Source organism: Bacillus sp. 03113 (assembly GCF_006546985.1).
In the GTDB taxonomy this organism is placed as follows: domain Bacteria; phylum Bacillota; class Bacilli; order Bacillales; family Cytobacillaceae; genus VATK01.
Window position 1 is genome coordinate 22,415 of the sequence record NZ_VATK01000017.1, and the last position, 24,493, is coordinate 46,907.

22 protein-coding genes and 1 other annotated feature are annotated in these 24,493 nt (G+C 37.4%); of the genes, 17 read left to right on the forward strand and 5 right to left on the reverse strand.

What is annotated here, in order from left to right:
- Nucleotides 1-54: 54 nt before the first annotated feature.
- Complete coding sequence (locus FDO66_RS15895) at nucleotides 55-774, reverse strand: YebC/PmpR family DNA-binding transcriptional regulator (protein WP_141433647.1); 720 nt, start codon at nucleotides 772-774, stop codon at nucleotides 55-57.
- Nucleotides 775-1,050: 276 nt separating this feature from the next.
- On the opposite strand from FDO66_RS15895, the gene FDO66_RS15900 reads away from it, so the two are divergent.
- The 7 genes from FDO66_RS15900 to yajC all read left to right on the forward strand — a co-directional run bounded on the left by FDO66_RS15900 (nucleotide 1,051) and on the right by yajC (nucleotide 6,155).
- Nucleotides 1,051-1,596, forward strand: coding sequence for an intercompartmental signaling factor BofC (locus tag FDO66_RS15900; protein ID WP_258535755.1), 546 nt, complete (start codon nucleotides 1,051-1,053; stop codon nucleotides 1,594-1,596).
- Between the two features lie 148 nt (nucleotides 1,597-1,744).
- The gene (ruvA, locus tag FDO66_RS15905; protein ID WP_141433648.1) at nucleotides 1,745-2,359 is read left to right on the forward strand and encodes a Holliday junction branch migration protein RuvA; all 615 of its coding nucleotides are present in this window, start codon (nucleotides 1,745-1,747) and stop codon (nucleotides 2,357-2,359) included.
- A gap of 44 nt (nucleotides 2,360-2,403) precedes the next feature.
- On the forward strand, nucleotides 2,404-3,405 hold the full coding sequence (gene ruvB / locus FDO66_RS15910; RefSeq protein WP_141433649.1) for a Holliday junction branch migration DNA helicase RuvB: 1,002 nt from the start codon (nucleotides 2,404-2,406) through the stop codon (nucleotides 3,403-3,405).
- Nucleotides 3,402-3,608 carry a DUF2905 domain-containing protein gene (locus FDO66_RS15915; RefSeq protein WP_141433650.1) on the forward strand — a complete coding sequence of 69 codons (207 nt, stop codon included), beginning with the start codon at nucleotides 3,402-3,404 and terminating at the stop codon, nucleotides 3,606-3,608. Before ruvB ends, FDO66_RS15915 begins: the two co-directional genes overlap by 4 nt.
- 19 nt (nucleotides 3,609-3,627) lie before the next feature.
- A complete protein-coding gene (queA, locus tag FDO66_RS15920; protein ID WP_141433651.1) occupies nucleotides 3,628-4,656 on the forward strand; it encodes a tRNA preQ1(34) S-adenosylmethionine ribosyltransferase-isomerase QueA in 1,029 nt (342 codons plus the stop codon).
- Between the two features lie 47 nt (nucleotides 4,657-4,703).
- The gene (gene tgt / locus FDO66_RS15925) at nucleotides 4,704-5,843 is read left to right on the forward strand and encodes a tRNA guanosine(34) transglycosylase Tgt (protein ID WP_141433652.1); all 1,140 of its coding nucleotides are present in this window, start codon (nucleotides 4,704-4,706) and stop codon (nucleotides 5,841-5,843) included.
- Between the two features lie 27 nt (nucleotides 5,844-5,870).
- Nucleotides 5,871-6,155 carry a preprotein translocase subunit YajC gene (gene yajC, locus FDO66_RS15930; RefSeq protein WP_141433653.1) on the forward strand — a complete coding sequence of 95 codons (285 nt, stop codon included), beginning with the start codon at nucleotides 5,871-5,873 and terminating at the stop codon, nucleotides 6,153-6,155.
- Nucleotides 6,156-6,228: 73 nt separating this feature from the next.
- Here yajC and FDO66_RS15935 read toward each other — a convergent pair whose 3' ends face one another.
- Entirely contained in the window at nucleotides 6,229-6,624 is a 396-nt protein-coding gene (locus tag FDO66_RS15935; RefSeq protein ID WP_309475288.1) for a TIGR04086 family membrane protein, read from the reverse strand.
- Nucleotides 6,625-6,842: 218 nt separating this feature from the next.
- On the opposite strand from FDO66_RS15935, the gene FDO66_RS15940 reads away from it, so the two are divergent.
- Complete coding sequence (locus FDO66_RS15940) at nucleotides 6,843-7,490, forward strand: DUF421 domain-containing protein (protein ID WP_141433654.1); 648 nt, start codon at nucleotides 6,843-6,845, stop codon at nucleotides 7,488-7,490.
- A 26-nt stretch (nucleotides 7,491-7,516) separates the two neighbouring features.
- Here FDO66_RS15940 and spoVB read toward each other — a convergent pair whose 3' ends face one another.
- On the reverse strand, nucleotides 7,517-9,079 hold the full coding sequence (gene spoVB, locus FDO66_RS15945) for a stage V sporulation protein B (protein ID WP_141433655.1): 1,563 nt from the start codon (nucleotides 9,077-9,079) through the stop codon (nucleotides 7,517-7,519).
- A 120-nt stretch (nucleotides 9,080-9,199) separates the two neighbouring features.
- On the opposite strand from spoVB, the gene FDO66_RS15950 reads away from it, so the two are divergent.
- A complete protein-coding gene (locus tag FDO66_RS15950; protein ID WP_141433656.1) occupies nucleotides 9,200-9,496 on the forward strand; it encodes a post-transcriptional regulator in 297 nt (98 codons plus the stop codon).
- A 664-nt stretch (nucleotides 9,497-10,160) separates the two neighbouring features.
- Nucleotides 10,161-12,425, forward strand: coding sequence for a protein translocase subunit SecDF (gene secDF / locus FDO66_RS15955; RefSeq protein ID WP_141433657.1), 2,265 nt, complete (start codon nucleotides 10,161-10,163; stop codon nucleotides 12,423-12,425).
- 40 nt (nucleotides 12,426-12,465) lie between these two features.
- Here the strand turns inward: secDF and FDO66_RS21320 are convergent, their stop codons facing one another.
- A complete protein-coding gene (locus tag FDO66_RS21320) occupies nucleotides 12,466-12,597 on the reverse strand; it encodes a hypothetical protein (RefSeq protein ID WP_258535756.1) in 132 nt (43 codons plus the stop codon).
- A 102-nt stretch (nucleotides 12,598-12,699) separates the two neighbouring features.
- On the opposite strand from FDO66_RS21320, the gene recJ reads away from it, so the two are divergent.
- The 4 genes from recJ (at nucleotide 12,700) to dtd (ending at nucleotide 18,594) form a co-directional block, all read left to right on the forward strand.
- Nucleotides 12,700-15,063, forward strand: coding sequence for a single-stranded-DNA-specific exonuclease RecJ (recJ, locus tag FDO66_RS15960; RefSeq protein ID WP_141433658.1), 2,364 nt, complete (start codon nucleotides 12,700-12,702; stop codon nucleotides 15,061-15,063).
- Nucleotides 15,054-15,566 (forward strand): adenine phosphoribosyltransferase, encoded by a 513-nt coding sequence (locus tag FDO66_RS15965; RefSeq protein WP_141433659.1) that lies wholly within the window; start codon nucleotides 15,054-15,056, stop codon nucleotides 15,564-15,566. The genes recJ and FDO66_RS15965 overlap by 10 nt, the downstream gene beginning before the upstream one ends.
- Before the next feature lie 381 nt (nucleotides 15,567-15,947).
- Nucleotides 15,948-18,143: a RelA/SpoT family protein gene (locus FDO66_RS15970; protein ID WP_141433660.1), complete on the forward strand. Its 2,196-nt coding sequence runs from the start codon at nucleotides 15,948-15,950 to the stop codon at nucleotides 18,141-18,143.
- A gap of 10 nt (nucleotides 18,144-18,153) precedes the next feature.
- The gene (gene dtd, locus FDO66_RS15975) at nucleotides 18,154-18,594 is read left to right on the forward strand and encodes a D-aminoacyl-tRNA deacylase (RefSeq protein ID WP_141433661.1); all 441 of its coding nucleotides are present in this window, start codon (nucleotides 18,154-18,156) and stop codon (nucleotides 18,592-18,594) included.
- A 283-nt stretch (nucleotides 18,595-18,877) separates the two neighbouring features.
- On the opposite strand, the gene FDO66_RS15980 is transcribed toward dtd, so the two are convergent.
- Entirely contained in the window at nucleotides 18,878-20,608 is a 1,731-nt protein-coding gene (locus FDO66_RS15980; RefSeq protein ID WP_141433662.1) for an N-acetylmuramoyl-L-alanine amidase family protein, read from the reverse strand.
- Nucleotides 20,609-20,827: 219 nt separating this feature from the next.
- Between FDO66_RS15980 and FDO66_RS20940 the strand changes: the two genes are divergently transcribed.
- The 3 genes from FDO66_RS20940 (at nucleotide 20,828) to aspS (ending at nucleotide 24,436) form a co-directional block, all read left to right on the forward strand.
- A complete protein-coding gene (locus tag FDO66_RS20940; RefSeq protein ID WP_181444611.1) occupies nucleotides 20,828-20,980 on the forward strand; it encodes a hypothetical protein in 153 nt (50 codons plus the stop codon).
- Nucleotides 20,981-21,042: 62 nt separating this feature from the next.
- Nucleotides 21,043-21,268: a binding site (T-box leader), on the forward strand.
- 82 nt (nucleotides 21,269-21,350) lie between these two features.
- Nucleotides 21,351-22,616, forward strand: coding sequence for a histidine--tRNA ligase (hisS, locus tag FDO66_RS15985; RefSeq protein ID WP_141433663.1), 1,266 nt, complete (start codon nucleotides 21,351-21,353; stop codon nucleotides 22,614-22,616).
- Nucleotides 22,617-22,660: 44 nt separating this feature from the next.
- A complete protein-coding gene (gene aspS, locus FDO66_RS15990) occupies nucleotides 22,661-24,436 on the forward strand; it encodes an aspartate--tRNA ligase (RefSeq protein ID WP_141433664.1) in 1,776 nt (591 codons plus the stop codon).
- Nucleotides 24,437-24,493: the final 57 nt, after the last annotated feature.

A 24,493-nucleotide genomic window follows, 5' to 3' on the forward strand; every position in this document is an offset into this window, starting at 1 on the left:
CTTTAGACATGTAAAAAGGCAGACCTTTTACTATATCAAAGGTCTGCTTTCCGATTATTCGCCTAAATCAACATTGTGGTATACTTGCTGAACATCTTCTAAATCCTCTAGTACATCAATCATTTTTTCAAATTGTGCTTGTGCATCTGGTGTTAGAGTTATGTCATTTTGCGCAAGCATAGTGAGTTCTGCTACTGTAAACTCAGTAACTCCAGCATTTTTAAATGCTTCTTGTACGGCATGGAATTGATCAGGTTCTGCATAAACGATCACTGCTTCATCTTCTTCTAAAATATCGCGTACATCAATATCGGCTTCCATTAAAATTTCGAGTGCTTCATCTCCAGATTTACCCTCAAGTCCGATAACAGCTGTTGCATCAAACATATATGCTACTGATCCGCTTACTCCCATATTGCCACCGTTTTTACCAAAGGCAGCACGTACTTCTGAAGCTGTGCGGTTTACGTTATTGGTCAATGCATCTACGATGACCATAGAACCATTTGGTCCGAAGCCCTCATAACGAAGCTCGTCAAAGTTTTCTTCCGAGCCACCCTTTGCTTTTTCAATCGCTCGGTCAATAATTGTTTTCGGTACACTGTATGTTTTTGCTCGTTCGAGTACGACTCTTAAAGCCTGATTTGATTCTGGATTTGGTTCACCTTGCTTGGCTGCAACATAAATTTCGCGTCCAAACTTTGCATAGATGCGACTTGTATTTGCATCTTTTGAAGCTTTCTTTTCTTTAATATTGTTCCACTTACGACCCATTCAAAAACACTCTCTTTCTATTATCTATCTATTAAAAATAATAATGATAAAATAAACTGCTTTCTATTATACATCAATTACATAATCTGTTTCGAGTTTAATCATGAAAAAAGATAGACAGTTTTAATCTAATAAATGTGGATAAACCATATAAAAAATGGAAAAGCTTAAAAAGAAGGGAGAATGATTTCAATTAATCATCCTAGAGCAGAAATCTGTTTTCTATGAAAATGTATAGGAGTAAAGCCTGTTAATACGAGATAAGAGGTGGTCATCATGAGAATGATAAGGGTGTTTTCCTATTTTGTCGTTACAATGGCTATCTGTTTGTTACTGCCAATGTGGTATCCTGAGAGTGGAATAATGAAATTACATACCGTTTATGCCAATGCCCAAATAGTAAATACAGTGAAAAGCCATTCATTTAAGGTCATTCTAGAAAGAAAGTATTTAGATGGAGAAATCAGCCAAGAAGTGGTAAAGGAAGCTTTTCTATCCAATGAAGTGATTTTTACCAAGTATAAGGACTGGAAAGTTATCGATTCTCACTCAGATCACATTGTTTTTCGTAAACAAATCGATGACATTTCACCTCTTCTTAAAGCAAATGGATATTTCGGAATAACTGATGAAGGTATTTTGACGATCTATAATGGTAAGCCAAACCACTTTAATATCATCCAATCTTTTTTTCAAATTGATATAAAAAAACTTGAAAGTCATAAACAGCTTGAATTAAAGCATGGGATTCCAATTAAAACAAGATCTAACTACCTTGACGTAATGAAATCCCTCAAGCCCTATTCCAAAAAAGAATCCTAGTTGCAGATACAGAAGGTGATCCGAGGCATCTTCTGTTTCTTTTTGCTATTTAAATAATATCTAATCGTTCTTCTAAAAGATTTTTACTTCGTCCTAATGCCTTTTGTATGTTACAATGTTGTACAGCAAATTAGAGGAGCGAAGGATTGTGTTTGAATTTATCAAAGGGAAGCTGGATTACGTTTGCCCTGAATATATTGTGTTGGAGAATGCCGGGATTGGCTATCAGATCGCAACGCCAAATCCATTTGCTTATTCTCAGCAGCTGAAACAAGAGATTCAAATTTTTATTTATTACTATGTTCGAGAGGATTTAGTAGCTTTATATGGCTTTCATTCAAGAGAAGAGAAAAATCTTTTTACAAGGCTATTAAATGTGTCAGGCATTGGCCCAAAAGGTGCACTTGCCATTTTAGCTTCAGGAGAGCCGAGACCATTAATAGAAGCAATTGAAAATGAGGACGAAGCATTTTTGGTAAAATTCCCTGGAGTTGGGAAAAAAACCGCACGACAAATGATTTTAGACTTGAAGGGGAAATTATCTGCGATCGTCCCAGATTATTTTCCTGATTTATTCTCAGATCAAGAAATGGCTGTAGCTGATCATCAATTTTCCCTTGAACTAGAGGAAGCCTTTCTTGCTTTAAAGGCGCTTGGTTACTCAGATAAAGAAATAAAACGAATTTCCCCTGAATTAAAAAAAGAACAGATGACGACGGATCAATATATTAAAACAGCATTGCAAAAACTTTTAAAAATATAAAGCATATGAAAGCTTGATAAGTATATAGAAGGCGGGATCATAAGATGGAAGAACGTATTATCTCAGGTGAAGCTGATATTCAGGATATATCGTTTGAACTAAGCTTACGTCCTCAAACATTAAAGCAATATATTGGTCAGGATCAAATCAAAGAAAATCTTGAAATCTTTATTGAAGCCGCCAAGTTAAGACAAGAAACATTAGATCATGTTCTTTTATACGGACCTCCTGGATTAGGGAAAACGACATTAGCCTCTATTATTGCGAATGAAATGGGTGTAAATATCCGGACGACTGCTGGCCCTTCCATCGAAAGGGCTGGGGATTTAGCTGCGATTCTAACCGCTTTAGAGCCTGGAGATGTATTATTTATTGACGAAATTCACAGACTTCCTAGGGCGATAGAAGAAGTTCTGTATCCTGCAATGGAAGATTTTTGCCTTGATATTGTAATAGGAAAAGGCCCGAGTGCTCGATCTGTTAGACTTGATCTTCCTCCCTTTACCCTAGTAGGGGCGACAACAAGAGCAGGATCATTATCAGCACCATTGCGAGATCGATTTGGAGTATTAAGCCGTTTAGAATATTATAATGAAGAACAATTAAGAAATATTGTGATTCGTACGGCAGATGTACTTGAAACTGCGATTGATGAGTTGGCTGCTTCTGAAATTGCGAAGCGATCAAGAGGAACCCCTAGAATCGCTAATCGGTTATTAAGAAGAGTAAGAGACTTTGCACAAGTGAGAGGCAATGGTACAATTCAATATGATAATACGAAGGAAGCCTTAGAGTTATTACAGGTAGATCGTTTAGGATTAGATCATATTGACCATAAATTATTAAAAGGGATTATTGAAAAATTTCGCGGCGGACCAGTTGGTCTGGAGACAATAGCTGCTACGATTGGTGAGGAATCACATACCATTGAAGATGTATATGAACCGTTTTTATTACAAATCGGTTTTCTACAGAGAACGCCTCGTGGAAGAGTTGTCACCCATCTTGTCTATGATCATTTCAAAATGGAGGCGCCAAATGAATGACGGGCATCGCTAAACTATTTATGACGATAGGCATCATCCTATTTTTCATTGGATTGGTTATGCATTTTATTCCTCTAGGCAAGCTTCCAGGGGATATCGTGATAAAAAAAGGGAATACAACCTTCTATTTTCCTGTTGTCACTTCTATAATGGTCAGTGTAGTATTATCCATCATTTTTTATTTGATAGGAAAATTTCGTTAGTTAGAGGGAAAAAATAGACATGAAAGTAGAATTATTTGATTTTCACTTGCCTGAGGAGTTAATTGCTCAAACCCCTCTTGAGGATAGAACGAGCAGCAGACTCATGGTATTGAATAAAAAGACTGGAAATCTTATTCACAGTCAATTTAAGCATATAAAAGATTTTTTACAGCCAGGAGATTGTCTCGTGCTAAACGATACGAGAGTCCTGCCAGCAAGACTCTTTGGTGTAAAAGCTGAAACAGGAGCAAAAGTTGAAGTTCTTTTGTTGAAACAGCAAAAGGAAGATAGCTGGGAGACACTTGTTAAGCCAGCAAAAAGAGTTAAAGTCGGAACTGAAATTCAATTTGGAGAGGGGCTTTTAAAAGCTGTTTGTATTGGAGAATCTGATCATGGTGGCAGAATATTTAAGTTTTCATATGAGGGAATTTTTTATGAAGTTCTTGATCAGCTAGGAGAAATGCCATTACCCCCTTACATTCATGAGCAGTTAGAAGATAAAGACCGGTATCAAACCGTCTTTGCACGTGAAAGAGGCTCAGCAGCAGCTCCAACAGCAGGGTTGCATTTTACTGAGGAGCTGTTAACAGAGCTGCGCGATTTTGGTGTTCATATCGCTTTTATTACTTTGCATGTTGGTTTGGGAACATTTCGACCAGTCAGCGTAGAGGACGTAGATGCCCATCAAATGCACGCGGAATTTTATCAAATGTCAGAAGGGACTGCTCGGTTATTAAATGAAGTAAAGAAAAGCGGCGGACGAATCATTACGGTAGGGACTACGTCAACAAGAACATTGGAAACCATCGCTCAATCAAATGATGGAAAATTCGCTGCAGAGAATGGCTGGACAAGTATATTCATTTATCCAGGCTATGAGTTTAAAGCGATTGATGGATTAATTACTAATTTTCATCTTCCTAAATCGACCCTTATCATGCTTGTTAGTGCTATGGCAGGAAGAGAAAATGTTCTTCATGCTTATCAGGAGGCTGTATCTGAACGTTATCGATTTTTTAGTTTTGGCGATGCGATGTTCATTGTTTAAAGCATCTAAATCACAAATGTCCAAAACAAACTGGAAGGAGTATCAATTTGACTGCAATACGTTATGAATTAATCAAAACATGTAAGCAAACAGGTGCACGTCTTGGACGTGTTCACACTCCCCATGGATCGTTTGAAACACCTGTTTTTATGCCGGTTGGAACATTAGCTACCGTAAAAACGATGGCCCCAGAGGATTTAAAAAACATAGGTGCTGGGATCATTTTAAGCAATACGTATCATCTATGGCTCCGACCAGGTCATGAGATCGTTGAGGAAGCTGGTGGACTTCATTCATTTATGAATTGGGATCGTGCGATCTTAACGGATTCTGGCGGGTTTCAGGTGTTTAGTTTAAGTGATTTTAGAAAAATTGAAGAGGAAGGGGTTCATTTTCGCAACCATCTAAATGGAGACAAACTATTTTTATCGCCAGAAAAAGCGATGGAAATTCAAAATGCACTTGGATCTGATATTATGATGGCTTTTGATGAATGTCCACCTTTTCCGGCTGAATACGATTATATGAAGAAGTCGGTTGAAAGAACGTCACGTTGGGCTGAGCGTTGTTTACAAGCTCATAAAAAACCTAATTCGCAAGGATTATTTGGAATCGTTCAGGGTGGAGAATATGAGGAGCTAAGAAAGCAAAGTGCAAAGGACCTTGTCTCATTAGATTTTCCAGGATATGCAATCGGAGGTCTTTCCGTTGGAGAGCCAAAGGACATCATGAACCGAGTTCTTGAATTTACAACCCCACTTCTTCCTGATCAAAAACCAAGATATTTGATGGGGGTTGGTTCTCCAGATTCATTAATTGATGGTGCCATTCGAGGGATTGATATGTTCGATTGTGTTCTTCCTACGAGAATTGCCAGAAATGGAACAGTCATGACCTCAGAAGGACGATTGGTTGTGAAAAATGCAAAGTTTGCAAGAGATTTTAGCCCGTTAGATAAAGAATGCGACTGCTATACATGCCGAAATTACAGTCGTGCTTACATTCGTCATCTAATTCGTTGTGATGAAACATTTGGGATTCGACTTACGACTTATCATAATCTATATTTTCTGGTAAACTTAATGGAGCAAGTCAGACAAGCGATAAAAGACGATCGTTTAGGAGACTTCAAGGAAGAGTTTTTTGAACGTTACGGTTTCAATAAACCCAATGCTAAAAACTTTTAAATATCATACTTGAAAGGAGGGGAAAAGATGGGAAATCTAGCAGGTCTTGCACCAATATTGATTATGTTTGTTTTATTTTATTTCTTGCTTATTCGTCCGCAGCAAAAACGTCAAAAGAACGTTAAGCAAATGCAAAGCGATTTGAAAAAGGGCGATAAAATTGTAACAATAGGCGGACTTCACGGAATCATTGATTCAGTGGATGAAGGAAAAATTGTTATTAAATGCGGAGATGGAAGCCGACTTACATATGATCGAAATGCTGTTCGTGAAGTCGTTGAAGCTTCAAGCGACGCATTAGCAAAATCATAATTATTAAAAAGTGGGAAAAAGAGGAAGCGGATACATGCCGATTCCTCTTTTCCATTTCTTTTATCGTGTAAAGTTATATTGAACGCGATTTTGAAGATGTATTTACTCCTAATATTCCACCCATCATAGCTGTTAGAAAAAAACAAATATGATAAACCATTTCATCGAAAGAAAATAGTTTTCCAAAACCTAAATAATGAAATAAAAAGATAATAAAGGAATAAACAAAACCCGTTAATCCACCTAAAAACCAGCCTTTTTCCTTTCTTCTTTTTCCTGAGATAAAGCCACCTACAAATAAAGTAATAAAGGATACTGTTGTAATCGGGAACTTTAGTGCTGCTTCATCAATCGATGTAAATCTTAATAGCAATGAAAAAATAAGGCTGCTAATAAGAGCAACAATAAAAATGGCTATAACACCATAAAGAACGGCACTTCCATAGCTTTTAGACTCTTCTATATTCACTCTCTCCCTTCAACTACACATTCTGAAATGAATCAATCCTTCTCTAGTACAGCCTATTCAAAAGATAAAAAAATAGAACGAGCATGTTCATTTCAATCGTTCAAATCGCCTACTGCTTTTCTAAATGTATTAGAAATCTATATTGAAAATTTTTCTAATTATGTTTCTCGGTTTGATGTGAAAAATAATTTTGAATGGAATTTAAGGGGGAGAGAAGAGTGAACGTATATTTGATCATTATCCTTCGAACTTTATTTTTATATGGACTCATATTATTGATTTTTCGTTTAATGGGAAAAAGGGAAATTGGATCTTTAAGTATATTAGACTTGGTCGTATTTATTATGATTGCTGAGTTGGCAGTTGTAGCAATTGAAGATCCAACGGATCAAATTCTTAATACGATTTTGCCAATGCTTTTATTAATGGGTGTTCAAATTTTTTTAGCATTATTGTCATTGAAAAGTAAGAGGATTAGAGATTTTTTAGATGGTAGACCAACCATAATTATTAATCAAGGAAAAATTGATGAGAAGGCAATGAAGGAACAAAGATATAATTTTGACGATTTACTTTTACAGCTAAGAGAGAAAAATATACGCAATTTATCTGATGTTGAATTCGCTATATTAGAACCATCAGGGAAATTATCTGTGTTTGAAAAAAGCAGAAGCCATAATAAAGGGATTATGGTTCCGCTCATTATTGATGGAATCATACAAGAAAAAAATTTAGAAAAAATCAATCAAACGAATCTCTGGCTACGTAGTCAACTTCGACAAAGAGGAATTAAACACCTAAAGCAGGTGTCCTTTTGCAGCTATCAAAATGGTGAGTTTTTTATCGATTTAATCGATAAAGAATAATACAGTTATCCTTCCGTTATTGCCTATTAGCGAAAGGATAGTTTCGCTAAAAAATTCCCTATAAATGGTATTTTTAATAATTCATGTTTTTTAACTAACCCAAAAAGGATCGTTAAGAGGGAGTAAAACAAGGTCATAAAAATCGCAATAATAAATACTTTTTGAGCTAAAGAAAAGCTGGTCATATTCATGAGGTTTAATCGATGGCCAACCATCCCTGAAATGACAATGACAATGATCGTTTTTATATAGTCTCTCAAATAGAAGGTAAAAGAGATTTTCTTAATAACTGTTGCTAAATGTAGCATGGTAACAAGGACAAAACCAACGATAATACCTAAAGCTACGCCTATGATCCCTAAGCTTGGCTGGCTTGCTAGGACAAAAATAACCGCTATTTTAACGATCGACCCGATTAAACTATTGATCATTGCAGCTCTAGCTAAATTAAGAGCTTGTAATGCAGCTTGAAGTGGTCCTTGATAATAACTAAAAATAATAAACGGGGCAATAAGAGTGATAAAATAGGCTCCGTTCTTTGATCCATACATGATCTCCATAAGGGAATCGGAAAGGACATAAAGAACTACAGCAGCTAGTCCACCTGTAATAAACGTATATTTAAGAGCCTGCCGAAGTCTAAATTCTATTAATCTTTGGTTATTTTGCGAATTGGCCTCACTGATAGCAGGAACTAAAGAAGTTGATAGGGCATTTGTAAAAAATGAAGGAAGAAACAATAAAGGGAGTGCAAACCCCGTCAAAGCTCCGTATTGTTTTGTAGCTGTCACAGCAGTGACACCTGCAAGGTATAAGCTGTGTGAAACGACGATTGGTTCAAAAAACCATGCAATCGAACCGATCATTCTGCTTCCAGTAGTTGGCAATGCCACTTTCATTAACTCGGTAAGAGTTGATCTTCCTGAATGAATGTATTGGAAAAATTGTTTCCTGAGTCGGAAGCTTTTTTTCAATTTAAAGGCTGTTAATAGAAAAATTAAAGAAGACAGCTCTCCGATAACGGAAGCAAGCATCGCTCCAGCAGCTGCATATTCTATTCCGTATGGTAAAAAGGCCTTTGTAAAAAAAGCGATTAATGCAATTCTAATCAATTGTTCAATCATTTGAGAATAAGCAGCTGGCTTCATATTTTGCTTTCCTTGAAAATATCCTCTAATAACAGATGAAACAGCAATGATTGGGATAATAGGTGTAATAACTAGTAAAGGCAAATAGGTTCTATCATCTGTGAATAAAGTTTTGGATAAATAAGGAGCAAGGAAGAAAAGAGCTGGTGTAAAAATGAAAGATAGTGTAATTGTAGTTGCTAAAGAAACGACTAATATCTTTTTTACTTTTCGATGATTTCCTTCTACTTGTGCTTCTGCAACATTTTTTGAAATGGCAACCGGAAGACCAAGCTGAGTAATGGTGATGACTAACATTAAGGTGGGGAAAGTCATCATAAACAAGCCTACTCCTTCTGCACCTATTATTCGAGCAATGACAATCCGATTAATAAAGCCCATTATTCGAGTCACGAATCCTGCTGCTAATAAAACCATCGTTCCTTTTAGAAATGTAGACATGCTATTCACGACCTTCTCAAATCTGGCATTATCATTTACAATTATCTATATGCAGGACTGTGGACAAAGCATGACAAGGATTTTTTCGATTCTTAAAGATAATAGGGAGGGACTCTTGTAATGGAAGCTGGGCATAAATATGATCATTTTCGAAAAGTGGTAGAACCAGCATTGCAAAGTAAGCTTGAGGAATTTCAGCTTTTGGGCTATAACACGATCACAGAGGATGAGCTTTGGAATTATTTAACGAAAAAAAAATGGCGAAAAGCAAAAGAAGAAATCAAACTTTTTGAAATTGTGCAAGACATCATGATGGTAAAAGTGAGTGATTATCTTAACTTTGCTACAATCGAATCATATAAATCAGATGAGTTTTCGCTTGATAATGAGAAAGATCGACTGGAACTATTAAAGTGAAATCTTTTTTTAGGCTGTTTTCTCAAAGTTTGTTGCTTTTGACATAAAAAAATTGGGAGAAACGTTTCGGAGCAGCCTGCATACACGTAGACTCCTGTGGGAATGCGAGAAAGGCGAGACCCAGCAGGAGCGTATGCGATGAAGAGGCTTGACGCTCGCCCACGGAAAGCGAAGTGTATGCAGGCTGCGCGTTTAAAAGCAATAATCTATACGAAAACAGTCCTTTTTTTAAAAGGATAAGAAAGTTTTCAGAACTCCGACTGGTGTCTAGCTCCAGCGCCCAGCGACTAATGTATTTCGCTCTCCTCCTTACGATAAGTCAACATCGAATCGCTTACGCTCTTCGTGTTTCCTTTATCTCATACATGAAAAAGTGGAAGCGACTTGCACAGCCCCGACAAGCATAAGATGGACTGTGGCGTGGCGTAGTTTGCCACAGAACAGTACAGCTTATGACCTCGAGGGGCTAGGAGCCACAGCTAGATTAGGAGCGCTCCAGTCCATACGCCGCTAAACGGGCGCTTCCGCTTTTTGTTCAATTGACAGCTAATCCAATCTGTTTCATAATGAGACTGTTGGATTTTTTGTGTTTAAAAACAAATTACAAAGCTAAACTAACTCGATGGATACGCGTTCTTTTTTACTAAGGGAGGAAAATTACATAATGGTTAAGCGTAGTCGGATCGTTTCATTTTTTCTGGTAATCCTTTTTATTGCCGGTTTAATGGGAGCGACAACGAAAAATGTTTTAAGCAATATTAAGCTGGGACTGGATCTTCAAGGTGGTTTTGAAGTTCTTTATAAAGTAGAACCTGCAATAAAAGGTCAAAAGATTGATAAAGAGACATTAGCAAGTGCTGCAGAAGCTCTTGATAGAAGGGTGAATGTATTAGGTGTAAATGAGCCAAATATTCAAGTGGAAGGCAATAATAAAATCCGTGTCCAGCTTGCAGGAGTTAAGGATCAGGATAAGGCTCGCGAAATTCTGTCTACTCAAGCGAATTTAACCTTTCGTGATGTGAATGATCAACAAATGCTTGATGGATCAGATCTTGCTGAGGGTGGAGCGAAGCAAACATTTGATGAAAATGGAAAACCTAGTGTTTCGATTAAATTAAAAAGTGCAAACAAATTCAAGGAAGTAACTCAGAAAATCGTTGATATGGGAGCTCCAAATAATCTTCTTGTTATTTGGCTGGACTATCAAGAAGGGGATTCCTTCAAGCAGGAAGCAACGAAGAAGGATCCAAAATATTTATCAGCTCCACAAGTGAGACAAGTCTTTAATCAAAGCGATGTTTCCATTACAGGACAGTTTACGATTGAAGAGGCGAAAACGCTGGCTTCGTTACTAAATGCTGGAGCATTGCCAGTTAAGCTTCACGAAGAATATTCAACCTCTGTTGGAGCAAAATTTGGGGCACAGGCCATGAACGAAACGATATATGCTGGCATTGTTGGGGTGGCGATCATCTTCTTATTTATGATTTTCTACTATCGTTTTCCTGGTTTTATTGCATCCGTAACTTTATGTATTTATATATTCTTAATCCTACTTTTATTTGATTGGATGAACGGAGTATTGACATTGCCTGGAATTGCAGCATTGATCCTAGGTGTTGGGATGGCTGTTGATGCCAACATCATTACGTATGAACGGATTAAAGAAGAAATAAAGGTAGGGAGATCGATTAAATCTGCCTTTCAGGCGGGGAATCAAAACTCATTATCGACCATCTTTGATGCCAATCTTACAACCATCTTAACAGCTGCTGTGTTATTTTTTTACGGGACAAGCTCTGTAAAAGGCTTTGCGACCATGTTGATCATAAGTATCCTTGTTAGCTTTATAACAGCTGTTTATGGAACAAGGTTATTGCTTGGTTTGTGGGTGAATAGCAATCTCTTTAATAAAAAGCCAGGCTGGTTTGGCGTAAAGAAAAAAGCGATTCATGATATTAAAGAAAACTTCGATGCACACGACCTTCCTACAAAGTTCGATCGCTTTGATTTTGTTAAGCATCGGAATAAATTTTTTGCGTTATCAATTGCTTTAACTATTGCTGGTATTGTTATACTGTCTGTTTTCCGTTTACATTTAGGCATTGATTTTTCAAGTGGGTCACGAATAGAAATTGCCTCTAATCATGCTTTAACGAAAAGTGAAATAGAAGAAGAATTTAATAAGTTAAATATGAACGCTGATGATATTGTCATTTCTGGTGACAAAAAAGATCGTGGAGTTGTCCGAGTTGTTGGCGCTTTGGACAAAAAAGAGATTGCCCAAATGCGTTCGCAATTTAATGAAAAATTTGGTTCAGAACCTAATATCAGCACCGTTTCTCCTACCGTAGGAAAAGAGTTAGCAAAGAATGCTTTTTATGCCGTTTTAATAGCTTCAATCGGGATCATTATTTACGTGACGGTTCGATTTGAAATATATATGGCACTTGCAGCCATTATTTCATTGCTTCATGATGCATTCTTTATCATTATGTTCTTCAGTATTACGCGTTTGGAGGTTGACCTAACCTTTATCGCGGCAATATTAACGATTGTCGGTTATTCGATAAACGATACGATCGTAACGTTTGACCGTATGCGTGAAAATATGAAAAAGAAAAAACGTCTTAAAACGGTTGAAGATATTGCTGATGTTGTGAATACAAGTTTAAGACAAACGCTCGGGCGCTCAGTCAATACAGTGTTAACAGTAGTTATTACGGTTGTGGCAATTATTATCTTTGGAAGTGAATCGATACGTAACTTCTCAATCGCCTTACTCGTAGGATTACTTACAGGTGTATATTCCTCTATATTTATAGCTGCTCAGCTATGGGTTGTATGGAAAAGAAAAGAATTGAAGAAAAAAGGGGTCATTATAACAGTCAAAGAAAAAAAGAAAGTTTCAGATGCCCCGCAAGTTTAACCCTACCCGCAGGACTTCCTGCGGTTTTTTGATGCGGTAATTAGGCAGTTCCGCTTTTCGATTTGTCTAATTGCAGGAGCCTTCTGCTTTTCGATTGTCTAGCTACAGCGCCTAGCCCATGTGAATAATAACCCCATGCCTCTAAAAGTAAAAAATGCACTTTTTGAGTCATGAGAACATTTTTCTTCAGGGCGAATCAAGGCGCCTTCCGCTTTTCTTAATTGAAAGCTTAGTATTCCTCTTGTATAATGAATGGGCTGAGAGGTGAAACGTAATGCTGCGCTCAAAATCGCGTTGGATTGTTCGAGATACTGAAAAAAATCATATTGATCAACTTGTAAATGAATTGAAAATAACACCACTTGTTGCTGCTTTGCTAGTAAACAGAGGGCTAACCTCCATTGACGATGCACGAGAGTTTTTATTTGATCATGAACAAACATTTCATGACCCTTATCTACTCACAGATATGGAAAAGGCTGTTGCAAGAATTAGAAAAGCCATTGAGGATCAAGAGCAGATCCTAATTTTTGGAGACTATGATGCAGATGGTGTAACTAGCACGACAGTGTTGATGAAAACATTATTGGAATTAGGGGCAAATGTAGATTTTTACATACCGAATCGATTTACTGAAGGTTATGGGCCAAATGAAGGGGCCTTTACTCATGCTTTTGATATAGGAGTTCAGCTGATTATTACCGTTGATACTGGGATTGCGGCTGTGCATGAAGCGAAGGTTGCAAAGGATCTGGGGATGGATTTAATTATTACCGATCATCATGAACCAGGCCCAATTCTTCCAGATGCCTTTGCCATTGTTCATCCAAAGCATCCAGACAGCGAATATCCTTTTAAAGAATTAGCTGGGGTCGGGGTTTCGTTTAAATTATCACACGCTTTGTATGGAAAACTCCCTGAACATTTGCTTGAAATTGCCGCCATTGGTACGATTGCTGACCTCGTTTCTCTAACAGGTGAAAATCGCTTGATTGCCAAAAAAGGGATTCAGAAGCTAAGAGGAACAGGAAATGTAGGGCTTAAACGGCTATTTCATGTAGCAAAAATAGACCAAGCTGAGCTTAATGAAGAAACGATCGGCTTCGGGATCGCTCCTCGGTTGAACGCCCCTGGAAGACTCGATCAAGCAGATCCTGCTGTCCAATTATTACTGACGGACGATATCTCAGAAGCAGAATCCATTGCTGATGAAATTGATCAAATAAATAAGGATAGACAAGCTATCGTTAATGAAATAACCGTAGAAGCTATTGCCGAAGTTGATCAGCATTTTCCCATTGATGAAAATGCAGTCTTAATTATTGGTAAAGAAGGCTGGAATGCAGGCGTCATTGGGATTGTAGCATCAAGGCTTGTGGAAAAATTTTACCGTCCGACGATTGTTTTAAGCTATGATCATGAAAAAGGGATCGCCAAAGGCTCAGCAAGAAGTATTGTCGGATTTGATTTATTTCACAATTTGTCACAATGCAGAGACATTCTTCCGCATTTTGGCGGACATCCGATGGCAGCGGGAATGACATTAAAAATTGAGGACATAGAAGAGCTCAGATCAAGATTAAATCAACAAGCAAACGATATATTAACAGAAGAGGATTTTAAACGAATTACGTATTTGGATGCTGAGATAAACATAAAGGAAATTGATATCGCTTCGTTAGATGAGATGAATCAACTATCACCATACGGAACGGGCAATCCAAAACCAAAGGTGCTGATTCAAGGAGCAGGTATCGGTCAAATGAAAAAAATCGGTTCTAATCAAAATCATTTAAAGCTCGTATTAGAAAAAGAGAGCGCCTCACTCGATGGAGTCGGGTTTGGATTAGGTGATTTGTGTGATCAAATCGCTCCGGTTTCAAAGGTCTCAGTCATCGGTGAGCTTTCGATCAATGAATGGAATAATATTCGTAAACCGCAAATTTTCATTCAAGACGCAGCAGTGGAGACATGGCAGCTTTTTGATTTTCGAGGAAATCGAGTGGATAAATTGATCGAAGATGCTTCAGTGAAGGATGCAACTTGGGTTTTTTTCCAAGAAACACTAAGTTATGCATATCAGAATAAAATAAAAGGCAAATGTGAAGTCGTAAAAACGATGGAGGATGCAGTCTCCATTCAACTAGAAAAAGCTCAGGTCATACTTGTTGATCTTCCTGCTAACCTTGATTTATTAAAACAAGTGGTAGCAGGGAAAAGTCCTGATCGAATCTATGCCTGCTTTTATAAAGAAGACAGTGCTTTTTTAAGCACGATGCCAACAAGGGATCATTTCAAATGGTACTATGCTTTCTTAGCTAAGAAGAGTCCTTTTAATCTGTCCCAGCATGGTAATGAGTTAGCGAAATATCGTGGCTGGAGCAAGGAAACAATTGACTTTATGTCGAGGGTGTTTTTTGAATTGGATTTTGTTACAATTGAAAATGGACTCATTTCTTTAAATAAACAAGCTCGTAAACGTGATTTAGATGAGTCTGTCTCTTATCAGAAAAAACAAAATCAGTTTAAGCTTGAAAAAGAATTAATATTTTCGTCCTATCAGCAATTAAAGAGCTGGTTTGACTTAGCGATAAATGATTCTGTGAAAATAGAAGGGGAAGTGGAAGAATGGATTTAAAGCAATACATTACGATTGTCGAGGATTGGCCAATCCCAGGTATACGCTTCAAGGATATTACAACATTAATGAATAACGGAGAAGCTTACCGGTATGCAACTAATCAAATTGTAGAATATGCTAAGGAAAAAGAGATCGATTTAGTAGTTGGTCCAGAGGCAAGGGGCTTTATCATTGGCTGTCCAGTTGCTTATTCTTTAGGAATTGGCTTTGCCCCTGTTCGTAAAGAAGGAAAACTGCCGCGTGAAACGATTAAGGCTGAGTATGGTCTGGAATATGGAAAAGATGTTTTGACCATGCATAAGGACGCTATTAAGCCAGGCCAGAAGGTTCTAATTACAGATGATTTGCTGGCAACAGGTGGTACCATTGAGGCTACCATTCAATTAGTCGAACAGCTTGGAGGAGTAGTAGCGGGCATCGCCTTCTTAATTGAGCTATCATTTTTAGAAGGCCGCAAAAAATTAGAGGGCTATGACGTATTAGCACTTATGGAATATTAAGAGGGTTCGTTTCTTAGTAAGCAAGTTTGATCACACGTTTTTAAGTCTGAAAAGAGCGCTGCTAGGCGCTCTTTTTGAATGCTGTATTTTTCAATAAATTGAAAAATAAATGACTTATTTCGACATTTTTTTATAGATTCAAGAAAATAACAATTAATTACTTTACATCCTAGCTTTTTTTTTCGATAATAGTAACAATTACTCTATTTAAATCAGCTCTTATCAATAATGCTTTAAGATATGATTCCTTTCTTTAAATATAACATTTGGAATATTCTTGTAAGTTTAGAACTGATTGTTTTTAATAAAATAAACGAATTTGGTTTTTATCATAACATTTTAATGCTCATTCGTTTATAAATAATGACAAAAGGTGATTCCATGGCGATTGATCAAGTATTGACCGCCGAGCAAGTCATCGAAAGAACAAGCCAATATTTAAATGAAGAGCATGTAAACATGATTAAGAAGGCTTATGAATATGCCAATCATGCTCATCGTGAACAATATCGAAAATCAGGGGAGCCGTATATTATTCATCCAATCCAAGTCGCAGGAATATTAGCAGACTTAGAAATGGATCCTGCTACGGTAAGCGCTGGTTTTCTCCACGATGTCGTTGAGGACACAGAAGTGTCATTAAAGGATATTAAAGAAGCCTTTAGTGAAGAAGTGGCTATGCTTGTAGATGGCGTTACAAAGCTCGGAAAAATTAAATATAAGTCTCATGAAGAGCAGCAAGCGGAAAATCACCGCAAAATGTTTGTTGCGATGGCACAGGATATTCGTGTTATCTTAATAAAATTAGCGGATAGACTTCATAATATGAGAACATTAAAGCACCTTCCAGCAGAGAAGCAAAGACGGATTTCAAATGAAACATTAGAAATATTTGCGCCCCTTGCTAATCGTTTAGGGATATCTAAGATTAAATGGGAGCTAGAAGATACAGCATTAAGATATTTAAACCCTCAGCAGTACTATCGAATTGTTAATTTAATGAAGAAGAAACGTGATGAACGAGAGCTTTATCTAAAAGAAGTCCTTGATGATATGAAAAGTCGTTTAGACGAAGTAACGATCAAGGCAGATATTTCCGGGCGTCCAAAGCATATTTATAGTATTTATCGGAAGATGGCCATTCAAAATAAACAATTTAATGAAATCTATGATTTGCTTGCTGTAAGGATTATCGTAAACAGCATCAAGGATTGCTATGCTGTATTAGGAATCATCCATACATGCTGGAAACCAATGCCAGGAAGATTTAAAGACTATATTGCGATGCCAAAGCCCAATATGTACCAATCACTCCACACAACGGTCATTGGGCCAAAAGGAGAGCCTCTTGAGGTGCAAATTCGTACAATTGATATGCATCGAATTGCAGAATTCGGGATTGCTGCACACTGGGCTTATAAGGAAGGAAAGCCAGTCAATAATGATGCTTCCTTTGGACAAAAAATGTCATGGTTTAGAGAAATATTAGATTTTCAGGATGACACTGCGAATGCAGAAGAATTTATGGAATCTTTGAAAATTGATCTTTTTTCCGATATGGTCTATGTATTTACTCCTAAAGGGGACGTTATTGAGTTACCTGCTGGTTCCGTTCCAATTGATTTTTCTTATCGAATTCATTCAGAAATTGGAAATAAAACGATTGGTGCAAAGGTCAATGGGAAAATGGTGACGCTTGAATATAAGTTAAAAACAGGAGATATTATTGAAATTTTAACTTCCAAGCATTCATATGGCCCAAGTCAGGATTGGTTAAAGCTTGCGCAAACATCTCAAGCGAAAAATAAAATAAGGCAATTCTTTAAAAAGCAGCAAAAAGATGAAAATGTTGATAAAGGCAAAGAACAAATCGAAAAAGAAATTCGTAATATGGAATTTGATCCAAAAGAAATATTAACTCCTGAAAATTTGAAAAAAGTTTCTGAAAAATATAACTTTGCCACTGTTGAGGATATGTATGCGGCTGTTGGCTATAATGGGATTACTGCTTTACAGGTTGCCAATCGTTTATCAGAAAAATGGCGTAAGAAACGAGATATGGAGCAGGTTGCTACAATTTCGAAGGCTGTCTCTGAATTAAAGTCATTTCCTTCTACTCGGAAAAGAGAATCTGGTGTTAGAGTATCCGGTATTGATAATTTGTTAATCCGACTGTCACGTTGCTGTAATCCAGTACCTGGAGATGAAATTATTGGATTTATCACGAAGGGCAGAGGTGTATCTGTTCATCGTGCAGACTGTACAAATATCGATTCAGACGATGCAAAAGCCCGACTCATTCCAGTTGAATGGGAAATAGATATAAATGATCGTAAAGAGTATAATGTTGAAATTGAAATAAGCGGGTACGATCGTCGTGGTCTATTGAATGAAGTACTTCAAGCTGTTAATGAATCAAAAACAAATATATCAGCCGTATCAGGGCGTTCAGATCGTAATAAAGTCGCAACGATTACAATGTCAATCGCTATCTTAAATGTTAGCCATTTACAAAAGGTTGTTGATCGAATAAAACAAATCGCTGATATTTATTCGGTTAGAAGAATGATGAATTAGGGTGAATGATGTGAGAGTCGTTTTGCAAAGAAGCAAAGAAGCGAATGTAAAAGTTGAAAATAAAGTAGTAGGTTCAATTTCAAAGGGCTTTTTATTGCTTGTCGGCATTACTCATGAGGATAATACGGATGACGCGGCGGTACTGGCAGAAAAGATTGTGAATCTTCGAGTTTTTGAGGATGAGCACGGAAAAATGAATCATTCACTGCTTGATGTGAAAGGGGAGATTTTATCTGTCTCTCAATTCACTTTGTATGGAGATTGCCGTAAGGGAAGAAGACCTAATTTCATGAATGCAGCAAAACCAGAACAAGCTTTAGCGATTTATGAAGTCTTTAACACTCTACTAAAAGAAAAAGGCGTTCAAGTACAAACAGGACAATTTGGTGCGATGATGGATGTCTCATTAGTAAATGATGGACCAGTGACACTTATACTTGAAAGTAAATAGAAAACCTATAAGGGCGACCTGCAAGTAGGTTGCCCTTTTGTAATGTAAAACTTTTTTTGAAGGAAGACTGGTGTCTAGCTCCGACGTACAGGACGTACTAGTGCCGATGAATACATAAGGCCGTGGCGTTCTTAATCGGCCAGCGCCCTATCGACTAGAAGCTTCCCTCACCTCGTCTACGATAAGTCAACATCGACGCTTGCGCTCTTCGTGTTTCTTTTATCTCACTCGATTCAGTCCAGCACTTTACATCGATGAGCAAGGGCGCTTGCACTTTTCTTGCTTACTGATTTTTATAATAGTTAGCTAATCCCTCGTAGATCCCTCTTGCTGCTTTTTCTTGAAAGGAACTGGATTTCATAAGTTTTTCTTCTTTTGGATTGCTTAAATAACCTAACTCAACTAGGACAGCATTTTTTCGATTTTCTCTTAAAACGTGAAAATCACCGAATTGAACACCTCGATTAGCTAACTTTGTTTGACTTTTAATAGAGTCATGGACAGCTGCAGCTAGTTCCTTTTGATATGGATAATAGTAGTAGCTTGTCATCCCATTTACGCTTCGATCAGGAATGCTATCATAATGAATACTAACAAATGTACTCGCATGGTAAAAGCTTGATGCACTCGTTCTTGAGATCAATGGAACGTAGGTATCGCTATTTCGTGTCAGAATCACATTCGCCCCTGAAGCTTTTAATTGATGATAAACGAGCATCGCTGTTTTAAGTGTAAGCTCCTTTTCAAGGGTTCCTTTTGCTCCAATCGTTCCAGTATCTCTTCCTCCATGACCAGGATCAATAATAATCGTTTTATTTCTTAGTTTATTTCCAAGTCCTTTTTGGTTTTCCTTAAATGAACCATCCTGAACCGATACGATCCAATCAGCTAAATATCCTGTTTCTCCATTTGAGAGCCGGATTTCAATCCAATCTTCTTTATGATTCATAATAGTAAAGCTTTCACCTTCATTTACACGTTGAACAACAGGAGCTTGTACGTTAGGATTTTTTCTTACATTTGTGCCATTATGTATAATAAAAACTTTATTATTCTTAGATGTTGATGGTTCCGAGACCGATTGATCAGATTCATTTTTATTAATAAATAAGCTTGAGATCCATCCGAATTTTCCTGGTTGTATTTCGATCTTCGACCAGCTGTTTTGTTCAGTCGCTATTTTTACGGTTTCTCCTTTTTTAACAGAGCCAATAATTTCACCATCTAAAGAAGGAGTGCTTCGGATGTTTAAGCTAGTAGCTGTTATGGTTCCTGAAGTGGTATCGTAGACAGGGTTATCTGGGTTTTCAGATGCTTGAGTGCTGATGTATTGACTATTTACCCAGCCAGAGCTTCCTTGTAGAAGGATTTCGGTCCACCCATTTGATTGGGAGAGAATGCTAATTGGAGCTTCTTTTCCTAGCTGACCAATGATTTTTCCTTGTTTTGAAGGCTCATTACGAATGTTTACCGAATCCTCTGTTACAAAACCGTTTTTTGAACTAGTATTAGAAGTATTTGTATTGTTTTTCTTTAGATCAAGGTATTCTTTTGATGCATATCCAATTCCAAAGGAAGTTTCAACCTGAACCCAGCTATTTTGAATTGATAATACTTGTAAAGTCTGCCCTTTTTTTACTGTTCCAATTACTTCATAGGAGGATCCTGGGCCATTTCGAATCCTTAGTCCGCTTTCATTTACAATAGCAGAAGAAAAGTTAGTGGAATTCATGTCTTGCTTCTTTTCATCCTTCGAAACGTGCCAATTGGCTACCCAGCCTTTTTGTCCATTTTTTAATTCGATCTGATACCATTCTCTTTTTTCTTTCAAAAGCGTATATTTTTCGCCCTTCGAAAGCTGAGCGATTACTTTATTGGTTAATCCTGGACCTTCTCTAACGTTGAGTTGATCGGTCTCAATTTTAACTACCTCATTTGCTGCCAATGAATGCTGTGGTTGTGCTAGAATGATTATCAATAAACTCACCAGCATCCAGCTTACTATTTTAGCCAATCCAGTGCTAACCTCCTTTTCGCGTATAAAGCCATTGATGTTGTATGTTACTTTCACTTTTTGTATACTACTAATTCTACTTTTATTTCGAAATTCCTTCCGTTTTCATCACTCAATCATCAATAAGTATACACATTGTATCATGAAAAAGCCGATAATTTTTAAATCGTTTGGCAACAATATATAAAAAACGATTGGATGAAGAATATGAGATACGGGATGAAAAACAAAACGGCATTGTTCGGAGACCATCAGTTAACTGGTGTTGATTTTCAGAACAGTACGCAAGCAGAGAATTTAGAATTCACTCAAGAATTTGGATTAAGCCTTCATGAGATAAAAAAATTGAAAAAGCAAATGAATCGCAATTAAAAAAGCGTCTCTTGACAAAAGAATCGTTGATTCGTATTATATATTATAATAATTGTGTTTATTGATAACCAATGATGGAGAAGAGTAATTAAGAATCACTTGAAAAGAGAGGAAATGTCCATTGGGCTGAAAGCATTTCCACTTGTTGACTTAATGAAAGACACTCCTTAGGTTTCTCTCTGAATTTTAAGTAGGGGAGAACGTTCACAGGCGTTAACTGTAAAAGAGGAAGATCTTTAGCATCTTCAATTAGGGTGGCACCACGGGAATATAACTCTCGTCCCTTGTAGCATTATTTACAAGGCGACGGGAGTTTTTTGCATTCTTGAGGCCATATGTCATCTTACATAATGGAAGGAGACGATACATTATGTCTATTCAAATACCAAGGGGAACCCAGGATATACTTCCTGGAGAAGTAGAAAAATGGCAGTATATCGAAAAAAAAGCAAGAGAGCTATGTGAAAAATTTCAATATCATGAAATTCGTACTCCTATTTTTGAACATACCGAGTTGTTTTTAAGAGGAGTTGGAGATACAACGGATATTGTTCAAAAGGAAATGTATACATTTGAGGACCGAGGAGAACGCAGCTTGACTCTTAGACCAGAAGGCACTGCATCTGTTGTTCGCTCATTTGTAGAAAATAAAATGCATGGTTATGCAAGCCAGCCAATTAAGCTTTATTATTTAGGCCCAATGTTTCGCTATGAACGTCCTCAAGCAGGCCGCTTTCGTCAATTTGTTCAATTTGGGGTTGAAGCGCTTGGCAGTAAGGATCCAGCGATTGATGCAGAGGTAATGGCTTTTGTAATGTCCGTTTATAAAGAGCTAGGCTTGAAAAAATTAAAGCTTGTTGTGAATAGTCTTGGAGATAAAGAAAGCAGACAGGCACACCGTGAAGCACTTGTTAACCACTTTAAACCAAGTATCGGAGAATTTTGTTCTGACTGTCAGAGCCGTTTAGAGAAAAATCCAATGCGCATTCTTGATTGTAAAAAGGATCGAAATCATCCGCTTATGAAAAGCGCACCTTCGATTCTTGATTATTTAAATGAAGAGTCAAGTACTTATTTTAATAAAGTAAAAATGTATTTAACAGATTTAAATATTCCTTTTGAAGTCGATCCAAATCTTGTTCGAGGCTTAGATTACTATAATCACACTGCATTTGAAATTATGAGCAATGCAGAAGGCTTTGGGGCGATTACTACGCTTTGTGGCGGGGGGCGCTACAATGGTTTAGTTGAAGATTTAGGCGGTCCAGATACTCCAGGAATTGGCTTTGCGATGAGCATTGAAAGACTGATTGCTGCATTAAATGCTGAAAGTGTAGAGCTGCCGATCAAAGAAGGAATTGACTGTTATCTCGTTGCCATTGGTGATCAAGCAAAAGACTACACGGTAGGTCTTCTTCAAAAGCTTCGTATGGCTGGTTTTTCGGCGGAGAGAGATTATCTTGATCGGAAAATTAAAGGTCAATTTAAAGCTGCTGATCGATTGAAGGCGAAAGTCGTTGCAGTTTTAGGAGAAGATGAATTGTTGGCAAAAAAAATCAACGTAAAGATTATGGAAACTGGAGAACAAACAGAAGTTGAGCTGGATTCCCTAATTGATGTATTAAAAGGATTATAGTCAGAAAGTGCGTACACGTATTTAATTAACAGGAGGCTTTTTAAATGTTTGGAAGATCGTATTTTTGTGGGGAAATAACTGAGTCTGTAATTGGTGAAAAGGTTACTCTAAAAGGATGGGTGCAAAGAAGACGTGATTTAGGTGGACTCATCTTTATAGATCTTCGTGACCGTACAGGGATCGTTCAGGTTGTATTTAATCCAGAGATTTCAGAAGAAGCGATTGCTGTAGCCGATAAAGTAAGAAATGAATATGTTCTTGATATTGAAGGAATTGTGGTTGAAAGAGATGCAAGCACAATCAATGAAAATATAAAAACAGGGAAAATTGAAATACATGCAAAAAAACTAACGATTTTAAACGAGGCGAAGAATCCTCCATTTATGATTGAAGATGGTACAGAGGTTTCGGAGGATGTGCGATTAAAATATCGTTATTTAGATTTAAGACGCCCAGAAATGTTTGAAACGTTTAAAATGCGTCATCTTGTGACGAAAACGATGCGTGATTTTCTTAACGATGAAGGCTTTCTTGATGTTGAAACGCCAATTTTAACAAAGAGTACTCCCGAGGGAGCGAGAGATTATTTAGTACCAAGCCGCGTGCATCCTGGAGAGTTTTATGCGCTTCCGCAATCTCCGCAAATATTTAAACAGCTTTTAATGGTGAGCGGTTTTGAAAAATATTATCAGATTGCGCGCTGTTTCCGTGATGAGGATTTACGTGCTGACCGCCAGCCTGAATTTACACAGCTTGATATGGAAATGAGCTTTTTAGGTCAGGATGAAATTATTGCTCTTATTGAACAAATGATGGCAAAAATTATGAAGGAAGTCAAAGGAATAGATATTGCAACTCCATTCCAGCGTATGTCCTATGATGAAGCGATAGGTCGTTACGGATCTGATAAGCCGGATACTCGCTTTGAAATGGAATTAGTTGATCTATCTGAGGTGTTCAAAAGCTCTAGCTTTAAAGTATTCTCAGGTGCTGTTGCATCAGGCGGCCAAGTTAAAGCGATTAATGTAAAAAATGGTGCAGGAAAATATACGCGTAAAGATATTGACGGCTTAACGGCGTTTGCAGCGCGCTATCGTGCGAAAGGCTTAGCGTGGTTAAAGGCTGAGGCAGATGGTTTAAAAGGACCAATTATTAAATTTTTATCTGAAGCTGAGCAGCAAGAAATGACAGCTGCTTTATCAATCGAAGAAGGCGATTTAATCTTATTTGTAGCAGATAAAAAAGCAATTGTAGCTGATTCACTTGGTGCATTGCGCTTAAAGCTTGCAAAAGAGCTAGATTTAATTGATCAATCGAAATTTAACTTCCTATGGGTAACGGATTGGCCGCTTCTTGAGTACGCGGAAGAGGAAAACCGTTATTATGCAGCACATCATCCATTTACAATGCCAGTAAGAGAAGATATTCCATTGCTTGAAACAGATCCTTCTCAAGTAAAAGCTCAAGCGTATGATATCGTTCTAAATGGATATGAACTCGGTGGCGGCTCTTTACGTATTTTTGAAAAAGACGTTCAAGAGAAAATGTTTAAAGCACTTGGCTTTACACAAGAAGAAGCTTACGCTCAATTTGGCTTCTTGCTTGAAGCGTTTGAATATGGTACGCCTCCACATGGCGGGATTGCCCTTGGGTTAGACAGACTTGTGATGCTCTTAACGGGAAGAACGAACCTAAGAGATACAATTGCATTCCCGAAAACAGCAAGCGCAAGCTGCTTATTAACAAATGCTCCAAGTGAAGTTAGTCCATTGCAATTAGATGAGCTTGAACTAGCATTAAACCTGAAAAATAACGAGTAATGACCTATTCTGTCAGCTTGTATGGGAAAAGAAAATATGGTATAATTAGGACAATAA

Excerpts from the sequence above, each read along its gene's own strand:
- FDO66_RS15895 (WP_141433647.1), bottom strand. The coding sequence starts at position 774 with ATGGGTCGTAAGTGGAACAATATTAAAGAAAAGAAAGCTTCAAAAGAT.
- FDO66_RS15900 (WP_258535755.1), top strand. The coding sequence starts at position 1,051 with ATGAGAATGATAAGGGTGTTTTCCTATTTTGTCGTTACAATGGCTATC.
- ruvB (WP_141433649.1), top strand. The coding sequence starts at position 2,404 with ATGGAAGAACGTATTATCTCAGGTGAAGCTGATATTCAGGATATATCG.
- FDO66_RS15915 (WP_141433650.1), top strand. The coding sequence starts at position 3,402 with ATGACGGGCATCGCTAAACTATTTATGACGATAGGCATCATCCTATTT.
- queA (WP_141433651.1), top strand. The coding sequence starts at position 3,628 with ATGAAAGTAGAATTATTTGATTTTCACTTGCCTGAGGAGTTAATTGCT.
- yajC (WP_141433653.1), top strand. The coding sequence starts at position 5,871 with ATGGGAAATCTAGCAGGTCTTGCACCAATATTGATTATGTTTGTTTTA.
- spoVB (WP_141433655.1), bottom strand. The coding sequence starts at position 9,079 with ATGTCTACATTTCTAAAAGGAACGATGGTTTTATTAGCAGCAGGATTC.
- FDO66_RS15950 (WP_141433656.1), top strand. The coding sequence starts at position 9,200 with ATGGAAGCTGGGCATAAATATGATCATTTTCGAAAAGTGGTAGAACCA.
- secDF (WP_141433657.1), top strand. The coding sequence starts at position 10,161 with ATGGTTAAGCGTAGTCGGATCGTTTCATTTTTTCTGGTAATCCTTTTT.
- FDO66_RS21320 (WP_258535756.1), bottom strand. The coding sequence starts at position 12,597 with ATGACTCAAAAAGTGCATTTTTTACTTTTAGAGGCATGGGGTTATTAT.
- recJ (WP_141433658.1), top strand. The coding sequence starts at position 12,700 with ATGCTGCGCTCAAAATCGCGTTGGATTGTTCGAGATACTGAAAAAAAT.
- FDO66_RS15965 (WP_141433659.1), top strand. The coding sequence starts at position 15,054 with ATGGATTTAAAGCAATACATTACGATTGTCGAGGATTGGCCAATCCCA.
- FDO66_RS15970 (WP_141433660.1), top strand. The coding sequence starts at position 15,948 with ATGGCGATTGATCAAGTATTGACCGCCGAGCAAGTCATCGAAAGAACA.
- FDO66_RS20940 (WP_181444611.1), top strand. The coding sequence starts at position 20,828 with ATGAAAAACAAAACGGCATTGTTCGGAGACCATCAGTTAACTGGTGTT.
- hisS (WP_141433663.1), top strand. The coding sequence starts at position 21,351 with ATGTCTATTCAAATACCAAGGGGAACCCAGGATATACTTCCTGGAGAA.
- aspS (WP_141433664.1), top strand. The coding sequence starts at position 22,661 with ATGTTTGGAAGATCGTATTTTTGTGGGGAAATAACTGAGTCTGTAATT.